Annotated in this window: 14 protein-coding genes; 10 read left to right on the top strand and 4 right to left on the bottom strand. The window is 57.4% G+C overall.

Features of this window, described 5'->3' with window-relative positions; genetic code table 11:
* Positions 1-23 precede the first annotated feature (23 nt).
* On the top strand, positions 24-245 hold the full coding sequence (locus AF70_RS09515; protein WP_007940041.1) for a YgdI/YgdR family lipoprotein: 222 nt from the start codon (positions 24-26) through the stop codon (positions 243-245).
* An 84-nt stretch (positions 246-329) separates the two neighbouring features.
* Here the strand turns inward: AF70_RS09515 and AF70_RS09510 are convergent, their stop codons facing one another.
* The 3 genes from AF70_RS09510 to AF70_RS09500 all read right to left on the bottom strand — a co-directional run bounded on the left by AF70_RS09510 (position 330) and on the right by AF70_RS09500 (position 2016).
* Positions 330-1220: a pseudouridine synthase gene (locus tag AF70_RS09510; RefSeq protein ID WP_028939024.1), complete on the bottom strand. Its 891-nt coding sequence runs from the start codon at positions 1218-1220 to the stop codon at positions 330-332.
* Positions 1221-1292: 72 nt separating this feature from the next.
* Positions 1293-1613: a hypothetical protein gene (locus tag AF70_RS09505; RefSeq protein WP_007895054.1), complete on the bottom strand. Its 321-nt coding sequence runs from the start codon at positions 1611-1613 to the stop codon at positions 1293-1295.
* Positions 1614-1773: 160 nt separating this feature from the next.
* The gene (locus AF70_RS09500; RefSeq protein WP_019582515.1) at positions 1774-2016 is read right to left on the bottom strand and encodes a glutaredoxin family protein; all 243 of its coding nucleotides are present in this window, start codon (positions 2014-2016) and stop codon (positions 1774-1776) included.
* A 199-nt stretch (positions 2017-2215) separates the two neighbouring features.
* Here AF70_RS09500 and AF70_RS09495 point away from each other — a divergent pair, with 199 nt between their 5' ends.
* Positions 2216-3928 carry a monovalent cation:proton antiporter-2 (CPA2) family protein gene (locus AF70_RS09495; protein ID WP_028939023.1) on the top strand — a complete coding sequence of 571 codons (1713 nt, stop codon included), beginning with the start codon at positions 2216-2218 and terminating at the stop codon, positions 3926-3928.
* A 1-nt stretch (position 3929) separates the two neighbouring features.
* On the opposite strand, the gene AF70_RS09490 is transcribed toward AF70_RS09495, so the two are convergent.
* Positions 3930-5138, bottom strand: a complete 1209-nt coding sequence (locus AF70_RS09490; protein WP_026331948.1) for an ammonium transporter — start codon at positions 5136-5138, stop codon at positions 3930-3932.
* A 306-nt stretch (positions 5139-5444) separates the two neighbouring features.
* On the opposite strand from AF70_RS09490, the gene AF70_RS09485 reads away from it, so the two are divergent.
* From AF70_RS09485 to AF70_RS09450, 8 genes are all read left to right on the top strand, one after another.
* The gene (locus tag AF70_RS09485) at positions 5445-5759 is read left to right on the top strand and encodes a YqjD family protein (protein ID WP_007940034.1); all 315 of its coding nucleotides are present in this window, start codon (positions 5445-5447) and stop codon (positions 5757-5759) included.
* Position 5760: 1 nt separating this feature from the next.
* Entirely contained in the window at positions 5761-6150 is a 390-nt protein-coding gene (locus AF70_RS09480) for a phage holin family protein (protein WP_018930007.1), read from the top strand.
* Positions 6147-6488: a hypothetical protein gene (locus AF70_RS09475; protein ID WP_019582519.1), complete on the top strand. Its 342-nt coding sequence runs from the start codon at positions 6147-6149 to the stop codon at positions 6486-6488. Before AF70_RS09480 ends, AF70_RS09475 begins: the two co-directional genes overlap by 4 nt.
* 125 nt (positions 6489-6613) lie before the next feature.
* A complete protein-coding gene (locus AF70_RS09470) occupies positions 6614-7777 on the top strand; it encodes an EAL domain-containing protein (protein ID WP_019582520.1) in 1164 nt (387 codons plus the stop codon).
* Between the two features lie 67 nt (positions 7778-7844).
* Positions 7845-9176 carry a deoxyguanosinetriphosphate triphosphohydrolase gene (locus AF70_RS09465; RefSeq protein WP_007940029.1) on the top strand — a complete coding sequence of 444 codons (1332 nt, stop codon included), beginning with the start codon at positions 7845-7847 and terminating at the stop codon, positions 9174-9176.
* Positions 9177-9347: 171 nt separating this feature from the next.
* Positions 9348-9752, top strand: coding sequence for a response regulator (locus AF70_RS09460; protein WP_028939022.1), 405 nt, complete (start codon positions 9348-9350; stop codon positions 9750-9752).
* 245 nt (positions 9753-9997) lie between these two features.
* Complete coding sequence (locus tag AF70_RS09455) at positions 9998-10624, top strand: response regulator transcription factor (protein ID WP_007940027.1); 627 nt, start codon at positions 9998-10000, stop codon at positions 10622-10624.
* A gap of 8 nt (positions 10625-10632) precedes the next feature.
* Positions 10633-13893, top strand: a complete 3261-nt coding sequence (locus AF70_RS09450) for a transporter substrate-binding domain-containing protein (RefSeq protein ID WP_028939021.1) — start codon at positions 10633-10635, stop codon at positions 13891-13893.
* Positions 13894-13916 lie beyond the last annotated feature (23 nt).

Here is a 13916-nt window from a genome sequence, read left to right as displayed (position 1 = left end):
ATTTTCCATTCGGAGACACACCCATGACCCAACGGACCCTCGCCACTTTCATGCTCGCACTGGGCCTTGCGACCCTCGCCGGTTGTGCATCGCCTTCAGTGATCACCTTGAATGACGGTCGAGAAATCCAGGCCGTCGACGCGCCTAAGTACGATCAAGAATCGGGCTTTTACGAGTTCGAACAGCTGGATGGCAAACACATCCGTATCAACAAGGATCAGGTTCGTACCGTTAAAGAGTTGTAATCTTTGCGGCGACCATCGGATACAGAAAAGCCCGCTTTTAAAGCGGGCTTTTTCGTGGCTGAAGAAAAGCAGGTTTGCCTGTAATCACCACTCCAGGGCGATTGTGCTTTCGAACTCTCTTTCCTGCCCCGTGACCGGATCGACAAATCGCAATCCCTGGGCCAGCAGCTTCAAGGGGTTGGCATAGTCGTCTTCTACGTCCTTGAGCACCTGCGGATAGAACGGGTCATTGCAGATGCCAGCCCCCAGGGCCGCCATGTGCACTCGCAACTGATGTTTCTTGCCCGTTACCGGGTAAAGCGCATAGCGCCAGAATTCACCGTTTTTTTCCCTGACCTCGACAGCCGTCTCCGTATTGCTAACGCCCGGACCTTCCTGCATGCGAAAAAACGGCTCGCCATCGATGAGTCGACTTTTATGAACCATCGGGAAGGTCAGTTCAGGCAATGCCCGGGCGATTGCTTCGTAGCGTTTTTCGATCTGACGTGTAGGAAACAACGACTGATACGCCGACCGACTCTGAGGATTGGCTGAGAACAGCACCAGCCCTGCTGTATGCCGGTCAATACGATGCAAAGGCACCAGATGCGGGTTATCCAGTCGCCGGATCAGTCGTCGCAGCAATGTCTGCTCCACATACTCCCCAGCCGGCGTCACCGGCAGGAAGTGCGGTTTGTCCGCCACCACCAGATGCTCGTCGGCATAGAGGATCGACTCCACCACCGGGATCGGTTTTTCGTCCGGTACTTCACGAAAATAATGAATCCGCAAACCTTCCTTGTAAGGCAGGTCCAGGGCGATCGGCATGCCTTGCCCATCGAGGACACGACCGCGAGCAATTCTGTCCAGCCATTGCTCACGACCGATGGCGCTGAAGTGTTCGCACAGGCAATCGAATACGGTCTGCCACGGACCAGGCGGCAGATAGAGCGTGCTGGCCTGGTTGTGCGCAGCAGAAAACGATGAAGTGGACATACGAAAAACTCTAACCCTCAATGCAGGGCAGCATTATCCAACAGTGGCCGGAACGAACCTAGAAGAGAATCCTCAGGCCGGTATTGACTGCGTTCGAGCGGCCGCTTCGGTGAACTCCTTGAGCCAGCGCAGCACATCGACCGCTTCCCAGCGACCCGGATCATAAAGCGCATACAACAACCCCTGATAGCCCACGACATCGAGCTGCCGGTGATAACCCGCACGCTGGAACAAGGCTTCGATTTCGGCGAAACAGGTATTGAAATGCAGTTTGTTGAAAGGCGTTTTTCCTTCCGTGACCAGACCATCCAGACGCAATTCGAGAACCGCCTCGCGCACCACGTCCGCCGACATCCGGTTCACGCTGTTCTTCAATTGTTCGACATTGACCACATTTCATCCCTCTGACGTCCGGGATCATCTGCCCAAACCCGAACAGGGAGAAGCATGGCAGGCAATCCGAATAACTGTATACACATACAGTAACCGAATAACCAACCTTTCGCCAACGAATGAAACGAGGATCGCGACAGGTGGGGCATCGCCAGCAGTGTCAGGATTCGCGCAGGAACGCCACCACCTGCTCGGCACTAAACGGCCAGCCCAGTTCAGCGCCGGTATCGACCCGACGCAACACCGGAATACGCAGGCTGTAGGCTTCGAACCAGGTTTCATCGTCAGCGATATCCACCAGCTCCACCAACAGACCACGCTCGACAAACTCCATCAGCATGGCTTCGGCGACTTCACAAAGATGGCAACCAACGGTGCCGAACAGCTGACATTCAGGAGGCATGACGACAAGACCAAACGAAGTAAGCGCTCATTCTAGGCCCGCCATCAAACGCAGTCGAGCCGACGTCCAAGCAACGGTGATTTCAAGAGATTTCGGCAAAATTCTGACGCAAATCATTTGCGTCAGCGGTCATTTGCGCGATGCTCGCGTCTTTTTTGCCTCTACGCTTGAGTAGCCAGAACCCTCATCGGAGTTTTTTGTGTTTGCCAACTTGTTGATCATCCTCGCCTCCTCCCTGGTGGTGATTGCACTGTTCCAGCGCCTGCGTTTGCCACCGGTGCTGGGCTACTTGTGCGTAGGGCTGATGATCGGGCCGACAGCGTTCAACTGGGTGAACGAAAACGAAGATTTGCCCGATCTGGCTGAATTGGGCGTGGTGTTCCTGCTGTTCTCCCTGGGGCTTGAGTTTTCCCTGTCGAAGATGCTCGCACTGCGCCAGGTGGTGTTTGGCCTGGGCAGCCTGCAAGTGCTGGGGTCCGGGATCTTGCTGGGAGCTTTGCTGATGCTGTTCGGCATGCCGATCACACCGGCCCTGTTACTCGGCGCCGGTCTGGCGCTGTCGTCTACCGCCATTGTCAGCAAGGAGTTGAGCAGCCTCGGCGAAATATTCAGCCGTCACGGCCAGAATGCCATCGCCGTGCTGTTGTTCCAGGACGTGATTGCGGTGTTGCTGCTGACGCTTGTGCCGGTGTTCGCCGGCAGCAGCGACCAGGCCTGGTATTGGGCGCTGCCGTTGACGCTGGCCAAGACCCTGGTGCTGTTCGTCGGTTTGCTGCTGGTCAGTCGCTGGTTTCTGCCACGGCTGTTCCATGAAGTCGCCGCGGCCCGGTCCGCGGAGCTGTTCGTGCTGTTGGCACTGGTGATTGTTCTGCTGACGGCCTGGCTGACTCACCTGCTCGGCCTCTCTCCTGCCCTGGGCGCCTTTCTCGCCGGCATGCTGCTGGGGGAAAGCCATTACCGACATCAGATCGAGGCCGACATCCGTCCGTTCCGCGATATTCTGCTCGGAGTGTTCTTCGTCAGTATCGGCATGCTGATCGACTTGCGCCTGTTTGCCAGCCACGGCCTGCTGATTCTCGGTCTGACGCTTGGGTTGCTGCTGATCAAAGGCACCGTGGTCGCCCTGCTGGTCAAATGGCGCGGCAGCGATGGTGAAACCGCCTGGCGTAGCGGCCTGGCATTGGCCCAGGGCGGCGAATTCTGCTTTGCCCTGATGGCGCAGATGCAACAGAACAAACTGATGCCCGCCGACCTCGGCGGCCTGCTGCTGGCCGCCACGTTCTGCTCGATGCTGGTAACGCCTGTACTCCTGCGCGCCGCTCCCCGCATCGCCATGCGTCTGCACCGCAAACCCAACAAAGCAGCCGAACTCGAAGAAATCAGCGCGCTCAACGCCGGCCTGCACAATCACGTGGTGATCTGTGGCTACGGCCGCGTCGGTCAATCCATCGGGCGTTTCCTGCGTCATGTTCAGCAACCGTACATCGCGCTGGACACCGATCCGGTTCGGGTCCAGGAAGCCGTGGTCAATGAAAGCAGTGTGCACTACGGCGACTCACGCCGCGGCGAGCTGCTGATCGCGATAGGGCTGGAGCGTGCAAGATTGTTGGTGGTTGCCGTGGACAAGACGGACATCGCCCTGCTGATTCTCAAGGAAGCACGGCGGTTCAACCCGACCGTGCCGATCCTGGTGCGCACCCGGGATGACAGCCAGTTGGCCGAGTTGAAGGCGGCCGGTGCCAGCGAAGTCGTACCCGAGTTGCTGGAGTCCAGCCTGATGCTCGCCTCCCACGCGCTGATCATGCTGGGCATACCCGGTCAGCAGGTGCAGGATCGGGTCGACCAGGTACGACATGACCGCTATCGCCTGCTGCACGATTTTTATCCCGGCGCCAACGATGAAGAACGCTGATTCAATCCTGGCTCACGGCGCCGATCTTGTGCACCGACAAATCCGCGCCGTAATACTCTTCTTCCTGGCTCAGGCGCAAGCCATGGACCGCCTTGATCGCGCCATACACGGCAAAACCACCGGCCAGCGCCACGACCACCCCCAAAGAGGTGCCGATCAACTGGCTGATCAGGCTCACACCCCCCAAACCACCCAAAGCGGTTTGCCCGAAGATGCCGCAAGCGATCCCGCCCCAGACACCACACAGCCCATGCAAAGGCCAGACACCCAGCACATCGTCAATACGCCACTTGCCTTGAGCTGCGGTAAAGCACCAGACAAACAGGCCCCCGGCGATGGCGCCGGTCACCAATGCGCCCACCGGGTGCATCAGATCCGAACCGGCGCAGATAGCCACCAATCCGGCCAACGGGCCGTTATGCAGGAAGCCCGGGTCATTGCGCCCGACGATCAACGCCGCCACCGTGCCGCCGACCATCGCCATCAACGAATTCACCGCCACCAGCCCGCTGACCCCTTGCAGGGTCTGGGCGCTCATCACGTTGAAACCGAACCAGCCGACGATCAGGATCCACGACCCCAACGCCAGAAAGGGAATGCTCGACGGTGCGAATGCCACCAGTCGCCCGTCGCGATAACGACCTTGCCTCGGCCCCAGCAGCAACACCGCCGCGAGTGCCAGCCAGCCGCCCATGGCGTGAACCACCACAGAGCCGGCAAAGTCATGGAAACTGGCGCCAAAATGTTCCAGCAACCAGGCTTGCAGACCGAAGTTGCCGTTCCAGACCACGCCTTCGAAGAAGGGGTAGATAAACGCCACGATCAGCGCCGTCGCGCACAACTGCGGGACGAACCGGGCGCGCTCGGCGATGCCTCCGGAAATGATCGCAGGTATCGCCGCGGCAAAGGTCAGCAGAAAGAAAAACTTCACCAGCCCATAGCCATGATCGGCGGTGATCACCGCCGCCGGTTGCATAAAACTGACCCCATAGGAAATCCAATAGCCTATAAAGAAGTAGGCCAGGGTCGAAATGGCGAAGTCGCTGAGGATCTTCGACAAGGCGTTGACCTGATTCTTTTGGCGAACCGTACCGACCTCAAGAAAGGCGAAACCGGCGTGCATGGCAAGAACCATGACCGCACCGATAAGGATGAACAACGTGTTGGAGCTATGGACCAGACTGTCCACAGCACTTTGCAGATTTTCCATGGATTGGCAGACCTGAAGGCTGAAAAAAAGCACCAAAGCAGTTCGCGAAGATGGCTGACGCACCAAGTTGCAGCTCATCCAGCCCGTTGCGCTGATCCGGATGAACCGCTTTGGCGCACAAGACCGCCGCCTCTGCGCGAGTTTTAATTGTTTGAGTCAGGGGTTTCCTGAAATCATGCCCGGCAACAGCGCAATAGCGCCGGCTGACGCACCACGACGTAGCAAAAGTTGTACCAGTCATTTGTACTGAACCTTCGCGCAAGGCTCATACTCGAACGCTTCAGAAGCCACTTACGGAGATCACCAATGGCACGCATCAAGGCAAAGACTGCTCAAGAAATTCTGATGGAAGATTTTCAGACACTGGTCAGCGACACCGAACGGTTGCTGGAACACACCGCCTCCCTGGCCGGTGATCAGGCCGACGAGCTGCGCGAACAGATCCGCGACAGCCTGCTGCGTGCCCGGGAAACCCTGAAGCTGACCGAAGACGCCCTGCAAGAGCGCGGCAAAGCGGCCGTCGCCGCCACGGAAGATTACGTTCAGGCCAACCCATGGCAATCGGTCGGGATTGCAGCCGGCGTGGGTTTCCTGATTGGTCTGCTGGCCACTCGGCGCTGATATGGCGATCGATGAATCCGGCTCGTCCGCGACGGGCACCCGCTCTTCATCGCGGCGCCTGGGTGCCGCGTTTCTTGGATTGCTGCATAGCCATGTCGAACTGTTCGGCATCGAACTGCAGGAGCAAAAAGCACGTACCGTAAGCCTGTTGCTGTTTGCAGGCCTGACGCTGGTCTTTGCCTTGTTGTTGCTGGTGGGGTTGTCGACGCTGGTGTTGATCCTGTTCTGGGACACCTATCGCCTGGCGGCGATCATCGGGCTCTGTGTGTTCTACACCCTCGCTACGTTGTTCTGCGCGATGCGCTTGAGGGCAGCGATTTTCGATGAATCCTCACCCTTCCATGGCACCCTCGAAGAGCTGGCCAATGATCGGGAGCGTCTGTTGCCATGAGCATGCCTGAACTTCCCCGCAATAGTTCGCGAACTGAAATGCGCAAGGCACTGATCCGCCTGCGCATGGAAATGCATCGCCAGGAAATTCGCCACGAATCCCAACAACTGCTGCAACCCCTGCAACGGGTGCGCGGCATGACACAAAGCCTACAAGACGGCTTCGGCATCAAACACGCCCCGCTCTGGGGCATCGCCGCCGTACTCGGGTTGGGCTTTCTGACCGGCAAGGGTGCCAAGGGCGGTGGTCTCGGTAGCCTGACCAAGCTGGTTAGCCTGGGCGCCGCATTAGGGCCGCTGATCAAGCTGGTCATGCAGAGCGCTTCGCGCAAACACTAATCAGTCTTGTCTGGCTGCATTCTTGCAGTACCACCAGGATCAACCTCTTTATCGAGAGGTTGATCCTGCGTGCCTACCTGGCGATCAGGTATTTATCCAGAACAACACCTTAATAAGGAGGCCTCGTGATCGACGGGCAACCGCTCGCCTGTTTTCAGCCATTCATCGATACCGCCACAGGCCGTATCGCGGGTGTCGAAGCGCTGGGCCGACTGCGCCAGGCCGATGGTCAACTGATCTCGGTAGGTGCGCTGTTCGCCGATCCGCGAACCCCGGCCATCGCCCTGCGACGTCTCGATCGCCAGATTCGCGACAACGCCCTGAGCCGTCTGCATGAAGCACCCGCGGACTGGTTTCTCAGCCTGAACATCTCACCCCGCTGGATCAGCCGCTTGCGCCGGGACCAGGCACTGCCGAGCCTCAAGCAACTGAGCAGGCATGGTGTCGATGCACAGCGAATCGTCTTCGAGATCACCGAATTGGGCGGCGACAGCCAGCGTCTGGCTGAAGTCGTGGCCCGCTACCGGCAAGCTGGGGCGCGGATCGCCATTGATGATTTCGGTGCCGGTTACTCTCAACTCGATCGCGTGCTGGCCCTGCAACCGGACATTCTCAAACTCGACATGCGACTGTTCCAGGCCGCCGCGTTGGGCGGTCCCAGCAGCGATGTGGTCAAGGCACTGGCGCAAATGGCGGAAAAAACCGGTTGCTGGATCATCGCCGAAGGTGTGGAAACCGAAGCTCAACTGAATTTTGCCCTGGAGTGTGGCTCACGCTACGTACAGGGTTTTCTGTTCGCCCGAGCGCAAGCGGATTTCTTCGCCACCGACGCCTTTGTCGAGCGCTTCGCGCAACTGCGCCAGCGTTACGTTCAGCAAAAGCTGACTGAACGCGCTCGCCTGATGATCATGCGCCAGCAACTCAGCGAACTGATGACCATCCTGCAAGCCTGGGCTCAAGCCAGCGCCCCCCTCAGCGCCTTGCCGCAACTGCAGGCGTTTCCATGGCTGCTGCGTTTTTATCAGTGCGACCGCCACGGCACGCAACTGACCCCCAACCTGGAATGGCGCAACAACGGCTGGGAAGCCGATAACCGCTACCTGGGCCATAACTGGTCATGGCGCCCCTATTTCTATCACCTGCTGGCCGAGGGTTGGGATGAGCGCCGTCTGACGCTTTCCAACACTTACCGCGACGCCACCAGCAATCAGTACTGCCTCACTGCCGGGCAGTTTTTCGATAACGGCGAACGGCTACTGCTCATCGATATCGACGCTGCGGGGTTGTAGTTCTCCTTGCAGGTACCAGCGCGAAACGGGAAGCTAGGGGTTCAGTCACCTGACGGAGAAACCAGCCTTGGATTGGCACACCCTGCTTACCCGCGAACGCCTCGGAAAACCTGTGCACAGCCCGGAAGAACTCGGCCGCAGTCCTTTCCATAAAGACCACGACCGGATCATTTTCTCAGGCGCGTTTCGCCGTCTCGGGCGCAAGACCCAGGTCCATCCGGTCTCCAGCAACGATCACATTCATACACGCCTGACCCACTCGCTGGAAGTCAGCTGCGTCGGCCGTTCGCTGGGGATGCGCGTCGGTGAAACCATCCGCAGCGCGCTGCCCGACTGGTGCGAACCGAGCGACCTGGGGATGGTGGTGCAATCGGCCTGCCTGGCCCATGACATCGGCAACCCACCCTTCGGCCACTCTGGCGAAGACGCGATCCGCCACTGGTTCCAGCAGGCCGCCGGCCGTGGCTGGCTGGATGCCATGAGCGAAGCCGAACGCAACGACTTCCTCAACTTCGAAGGCAATGCCCAAGGTTTCCGGGTGCTCACCCAGCTTGAATACCATCAGTTCGAAGGAGGCACCCGGCTGACCTATGCCACCCTGGGCACCTACCTGAAATACCCGTGGACGGCCCGGCACGCCGACTCACTGGGCTACAAGAAACACAAGTTCGGCTGCTACCAGAGCGAACTGCCGCTGCTGGAACAGATCGCTCATAAACTCGGCCTGCCCCAACTGGAAGAGCAGCGCTGGGCGCGCCATCCGCTGGTGTATCTGATGGAGGCCGCCGACGACATCTGCTACGCGCTGATCGATCTGGAAGATGGCCTGGAAATGGAGCTGCTGGAGTACGCCGAAGTCGAGTCCCTGCTGCTGGACCTGGTGGGCGACGATCTCCCGGAAACCTATCGCCAGCTCGGTCCACAGGATTCGCGGCGGCGCAAACTGGCGATTCTGCGGGGCAAAGCCATCGAACACCTGACCAACGCAGCTGCCCGAGCCTTTGTCGAGCAACAGGACGCGTTGCTGTCCGGCACGCTACCGGGGGACCTTGTCGAACACATGCATGGCCCGGCCAAACGCTGTGTCTTGAATGCCAAGGACATGGCACGCAAAAAAATCTTCCAGGACAAGCGCAAGACGCTCCACGAAATCGGCGCCTACACCACCCTGGAAATCCTGCTCAATGCTTTTTGCGGCGCAGCACTGGAGCAGCACAACGGTCGTACGCCCTCCTTCAAGAACCGGCGCATACTCGACCTGTTGGGCAACAATGCACCCGATCCCCATGGCCCGTTGCACACCTCTTTTTTGCGCATGATTGATTTCATCGCCGGCATGACCGACAGCTATGCCGGTGAAATGGCGCTGGAAATGACCGGTCGTTCAAGCCACGGATAACAGCGCATCGATCAGCCGTGTCAGCGATGCCTGAACGGCTGATCGAATGCCTCGACATTCATCTGTATTTCAACATCGACAGAATCGCCCTACACCTTGTGCAGAGCTGACTGATCGATTGTTCGGCCATCTCGCGAAACAATTGCACACCCACTGCTCGACAGATGACGCATGAAAACTCCTACGTTCAAACACGATTGGCACATATTGCTGGTGGAAGATCATCCGTTTCAGCTGAGAGCGACTCAATACCTGCTCGAGAGTTACGGCTTCACCCAGCTGACCACCACTGACAGTGCCGAAGGCGCCTTGCAACAAATGCTCAAAGCTGCGCAACCGTTCGATATTCTTCTGTGCGACCAATGCCTGCCCGACCTTCCCGGTCTTGATTTGATCGAGTTCGCCAGTCACCGGGGAATGATCAGACAGGCAATACTGCTGAGCAGCCTGACATCCGCCGAACTGGAAAAACTTAAAACAGTAGCCTACGAACACGGACTTCCCTTGCTGGGTTATTTGATCAAACCATTGAAACAATCAGACTTTAGAAACTTGTTGACCTTAGCCTCACAATAAAACACCACACACTAAAACCACACCAAAAACACAGATTAAAACTTATAACCGAACGTTTTCACCCTCTTGACTACACCATCAAAACTTTACCCCTTCCTCATTCACAACCTAGTTGGTACGTAGTCCATTTCTTTTTCAATTGTAGGACTTTTCCTATATTGATGCTATCGGCTTGTCAGTTCATGCGTCCCCTCAACTACTGAGCTAAGGTGCGCGCTTTATTTGTGCACGTATGGGATTTGATTATGAACTCCGTTTTTATTGTCGACGATCACCCTGTCATCCGCCTTGCCGTTCGAATGCTGCTGGAACATGAAGGTTACAAAGTCGTCGGTGAAACTGACAATGGCGTCGATGCCATGCAAATGGTGCGCGAATGCATGCCCGACCTGATCATCCTCGACATCAGTATTCCCAAACTGGATGGGCTGGAAGTGCTCTCACGTTTCAACGCAATGAGCACGCCATTAAAAACACTGGTGCTAACTGCACAATGCCCAAAACTTTTTGGTATTCGCTGCATGCAGTCAGGTGCATCAGGGTATGTATGCAAACAGGAAGAGCTCAGTGAACTGGTGAGCGCGATCAAAGCAGTATTATCAGGTTACAACTACTTCCCCAGCGAGGCCTTGAACCCAGTTCGTTGTGACGACGCACAGTGGGCAGACCTGGACTTATTCAAATCCGTAAATGATCGAGAGTTGATGGTATTACAACTTTTCGCCCAAGGTCGCACCAACAAGGAAATTGCCAAGGGCATGTTCCTCAGCAACAAAACTGTCAGCACCTATAAAAAACGACTTATGCAGAAACTCAAAGCCAAATCTCTGGTTGAACTCATCGATATGGCAAAACGTAACGCGCTAGTGTGAGGAACAGGATGCCCAGTCGTTTGAAGGATTATCTAAGACTCATGGTCGCGGCTTTATGCCTGAGTACCCCGGTGCTCGCGGCGCAGACGGCCAGCGAAAACTACACCCTGCTCAGTCGCTCAACGACCGGGCACATGGAAGTCCAACTGGGTACCTCACAAAGACAATGGGTCAAAGACAAACGTGAATTGATCCTGGGTACGTCAGGCCCGGATTATCCACCTTTCGACCTGACCCTCAGCGGCCACGACTACGAAGGTTTCACCGCCGACTACGCCGGCATCCTCGGCAAGGTTACGGGGTTGCCCGTCAAGGTTCAGCGCTTCGCGTCCCGAGGGGCTGCGATCGAGGCACTGGAAAAGGGTCAGGTCGACATGCTTGGCACCGCCAACGGGTTCGAGGCCGACAATGCCGACATTGCGCTGTCCATCCCTTACGCAGTGGATCAACCCGTGCTGGTCACACGGGAAGGAGAAACCCGATCACTGTCAGATGGACTCGCCGGCCTGCGACTTAGCATGGTCTATCACTATCTGCCTCTGGATGAAGTCAGGGTGCTATACCCCAAGGCAATCATCACCTCCTACCCGTCCTACCAGAATGCAATCAATGCGGTTGCCTTCGACCAGGCCGACGTTTTTCTCGGTGACACCATTTCAACTCATTACATGATCAACAAGGGGTATCTGAACAACATCCGCATGGCCAACTTCGGTAAACACGAAGCCCATGGTTTCAGCTTTGCCGTACAGAAGGACAACCCGGACCTGCTCGGGATCATCAACTCGGTACTCAAGGCCATCCCCACCAGCGAACGGGAAAACATCGCCAAACGCTGGAGTGCCGGCAGCGACATTCTTCTCACCGATCAAAAACTGCAACTCACCCACCACGAAGAGCGCTGGCTGGCGCAACATCCGGTTGTGCGGGTGGTGGTTAATGAAGCATTTGCGCCGCTGACGTTTTTTGACAGCGACGGCAACTTTCGGGGTGTCACGGCTGACCTGCTCGAACTGATCAGATTGCGTACCGGTTTGCGCTTCGAGATCCAGCGCAGCCGAAGCGATGACGAGATGGTCGAGCAGATCGCCAACCAGCAGGCCGACCTGATCGCCGCCCTTCTCCCCAGCGCACAGCGTGAAACGATATTGAACTTCAGCCGCCCTTATCTGGAAAACTCCTTTGTCCTGCTGACACGCAAAGCGGCCGACAGCCCGACTAACCTCAACCAGCTGCAGGACAAACGCCTGGCCATTGCCCAGGGCAATCCACTAGTGGATTACCTGCGCAGCGAGTTTCCGCGGATCAACCTGGTTGAAACACCAGACACCTTCAGCGCCGTGGAGTTGCTCGCCGAGGGCAAGGCAGAAGGTGCGGTGAACTCATTGGTGATCGCCAATTACTTCATCTCATCGCGGATCTTCGAGCGGACACTTCAGATCACCACCACCATCGGCACCCAACAGGCGGCATTTTCCCTGGCGACCGGGCGCGACGCCAAAGAACTGAATGCCATCCTCGACAAAGCGCTGTTGAGCATCGCACCGGAAGAGCTGGGTATCATCAATAACCGCTGGCGTGGCTATTCGGCGGCCTCGCAAAGTACCTGGCGCAACTATCACAGAGTGTTCTATCAGATCGTTACCGGTGCTGGCGTACTGCTGCTGATCTCCGTTGCCTGGAACGCCTATATGAGACGCCAGATAAAACAGCGGCAGGCGGCGAAAGAACGTGCCGATGAAGCCAACCGGGCTAAAAGCACCTTTCTGGCAACCATGAGCCATGAGATCCGCACGCCGATGAACGCGATCATCGGCATGCTGGAGCTAACACTCAAACGTATTGACCCTGGCCATCCGGATCGACCGGCCATCGACGTCGCGTATCACTCGGCAAAAGACCTGTTGGAACTGATCGGGGACATTCTCGACATTGCGCGCATCGAATCCGGACGTCTGAGCCTGAGCCCGGAACGCGTCAATCTGGCTGAAGCCGTGGCCTCGGTGGTGAGGATCTTCGACGGGCTGGCCCGGCAAAAGAATCTTGGACTGCACCTGGCATTCAACCCTGCAAAACCTGCGACCGATGTCCTGTTGGACCCGATGCGTTTCAAACAGGTGCTGTCCAACCTGGTCAGCAATGCAATCAAGTTTACGCAACAGGGTCAGGTCAGGATCAGCCTCGAGTTGCAACCGACCGACGAGCCCGACCGCATGCAGCTGCAGTTGCTGGTTGAGGACAGTGGCGCCGGGATCAGCGAGCAGGATCAGCAGCGACTGTTCGAGCCTTTCGTCCAGGCCAATAACTCCGACCAGTTAGCCAGGGGCGGTGCGGGGCTGGGCCTGGTGATCAGCCGCAATCTGTGCGAAATGATGGGCGGCAACCTGCAATTGAGCAGCCAGCCAGGGGTCGGCACTCAGGTTCGGGTTTCGCTGAATCTGGCAACCCTGCCGCCTGTACAGATGCCGGAAATTGCCGAGCCACAGATTCACCAGAGCGCTGCCCCCTTGAACGTTCTGGTGGTCGACGATCATCCGGCCAATCGCTTGCTCATGTGCCAGCAGCTGGAGTTTCTGGGGCATCGGTTCAAGGTCGCAGCAGATGGCGAGGCGGGATTGGAGGCGTGGAAAGATCAGCCATTCGACCTGGTGATTGCCGATTGCAATATGCCGATCATGAATGGATATGAGATGGCTCGTGCCATTCGCCAACATGAACAGCTAATGCAGCGCCCTGCCTGTACCGTTCTGGGTTTCACCGCTAATGCGCAACCGGAGGAAAGACAACGCTGCAAACAAGCCGGGATGGACGATTGCCTCTTCAAACCTCTCAGCCTGACAGCCTTGAGCCAATGGATCGAAGGCATTGCACCGACGGTCCGCGACCCGGCGTTCAGCCTGGAGGGGCTGCACCTGTTAACCGGTGGCAACCCGGCACTGAACCGGCGATTGTTGACCGAGCTGCTGAATAGCAATCACCTGGATCGGCAAACGCTGCTGACGTTGTCCCGGTCAAACGACCGGCAGTCACTCCTCGACATTGCCCACAAAATCAAGGGAGCGGCGCGAATCGTCCAGGCCTCCCGACTGATCGACAGTTGCGAGGCGCTCGAAAAGGCCTGCCATAACAGGCCCCACCACGATCAAGTGGCCGATTGCAGCAAGTCCATGGAGCGCGCCATGCTCGAACTGGATCACGCGTTGCGACAACAGCTCGCACGCCACGACAAACAGCAGAATGACGGAGCGTTAACTATGCTGGAAGGCTGAGCAGTGTGTTCATCGTCATGGAG

This window comes from Pseudomonas sp. KD5, from assembly GCF_012932895.1.
Classification (GTDB): domain Bacteria; phylum Pseudomonadota; class Gammaproteobacteria; order Pseudomonadales; family Pseudomonadaceae; genus Aquipseudomonas.
Note: the sequence above shows the minus strand (reverse complement) of the source record. Positions and strands in the feature narration are given on the sequence as shown.

Excerpts from the sequence above, each read along its gene's own strand:
- AF70_RS09515 (WP_007940041.1), top strand. The coding sequence starts at position 24 with ATGACCCAACGGACCCTCGCCACTTTCATGCTCGCACTGGGCCTTGCG.
- AF70_RS09510 (WP_028939024.1), bottom strand. The coding sequence starts at position 1,220 with ATGTCCACTTCATCGTTTTCTGCTGCGCACAACCAGGCCAGCACGCTC.
- AF70_RS09500 (WP_019582515.1), bottom strand. The coding sequence starts at position 2,016 with ATGCCTCCTGAATGTCAGCTGTTCGGCACCGTTGGTTGCCATCTTTGT.
- AF70_RS09490 (WP_026331948.1), bottom strand. The coding sequence starts at position 5,138 with ATGGAAAATCTGCAAAGTGCTGTGGACAGTCTGGTCCATAGCTCCAAC.
- AF70_RS09485 (WP_007940034.1), top strand. The coding sequence starts at position 5,445 with ATGGCACGCATCAAGGCAAAGACTGCTCAAGAAATTCTGATGGAAGAT.
- AF70_RS09480 (WP_018930007.1), top strand. The coding sequence starts at position 5,761 with ATGGCGATCGATGAATCCGGCTCGTCCGCGACGGGCACCCGCTCTTCA.
- AF70_RS09475 (WP_019582519.1), top strand. The coding sequence starts at position 6,147 with ATGAGCATGCCTGAACTTCCCCGCAATAGTTCGCGAACTGAAATGCGC.
- AF70_RS09460 (WP_028939022.1), top strand. The coding sequence starts at position 9,348 with ATGAAAACTCCTACGTTCAAACACGATTGGCACATATTGCTGGTGGAA.
- AF70_RS09455 (WP_007940027.1), top strand. The coding sequence starts at position 9,998 with ATGAACTCCGTTTTTATTGTCGACGATCACCCTGTCATCCGCCTTGCC.
- AF70_RS09450 (WP_028939021.1), top strand. The coding sequence starts at position 10,633 with ATGCCCAGTCGTTTGAAGGATTATCTAAGACTCATGGTCGCGGCTTTA.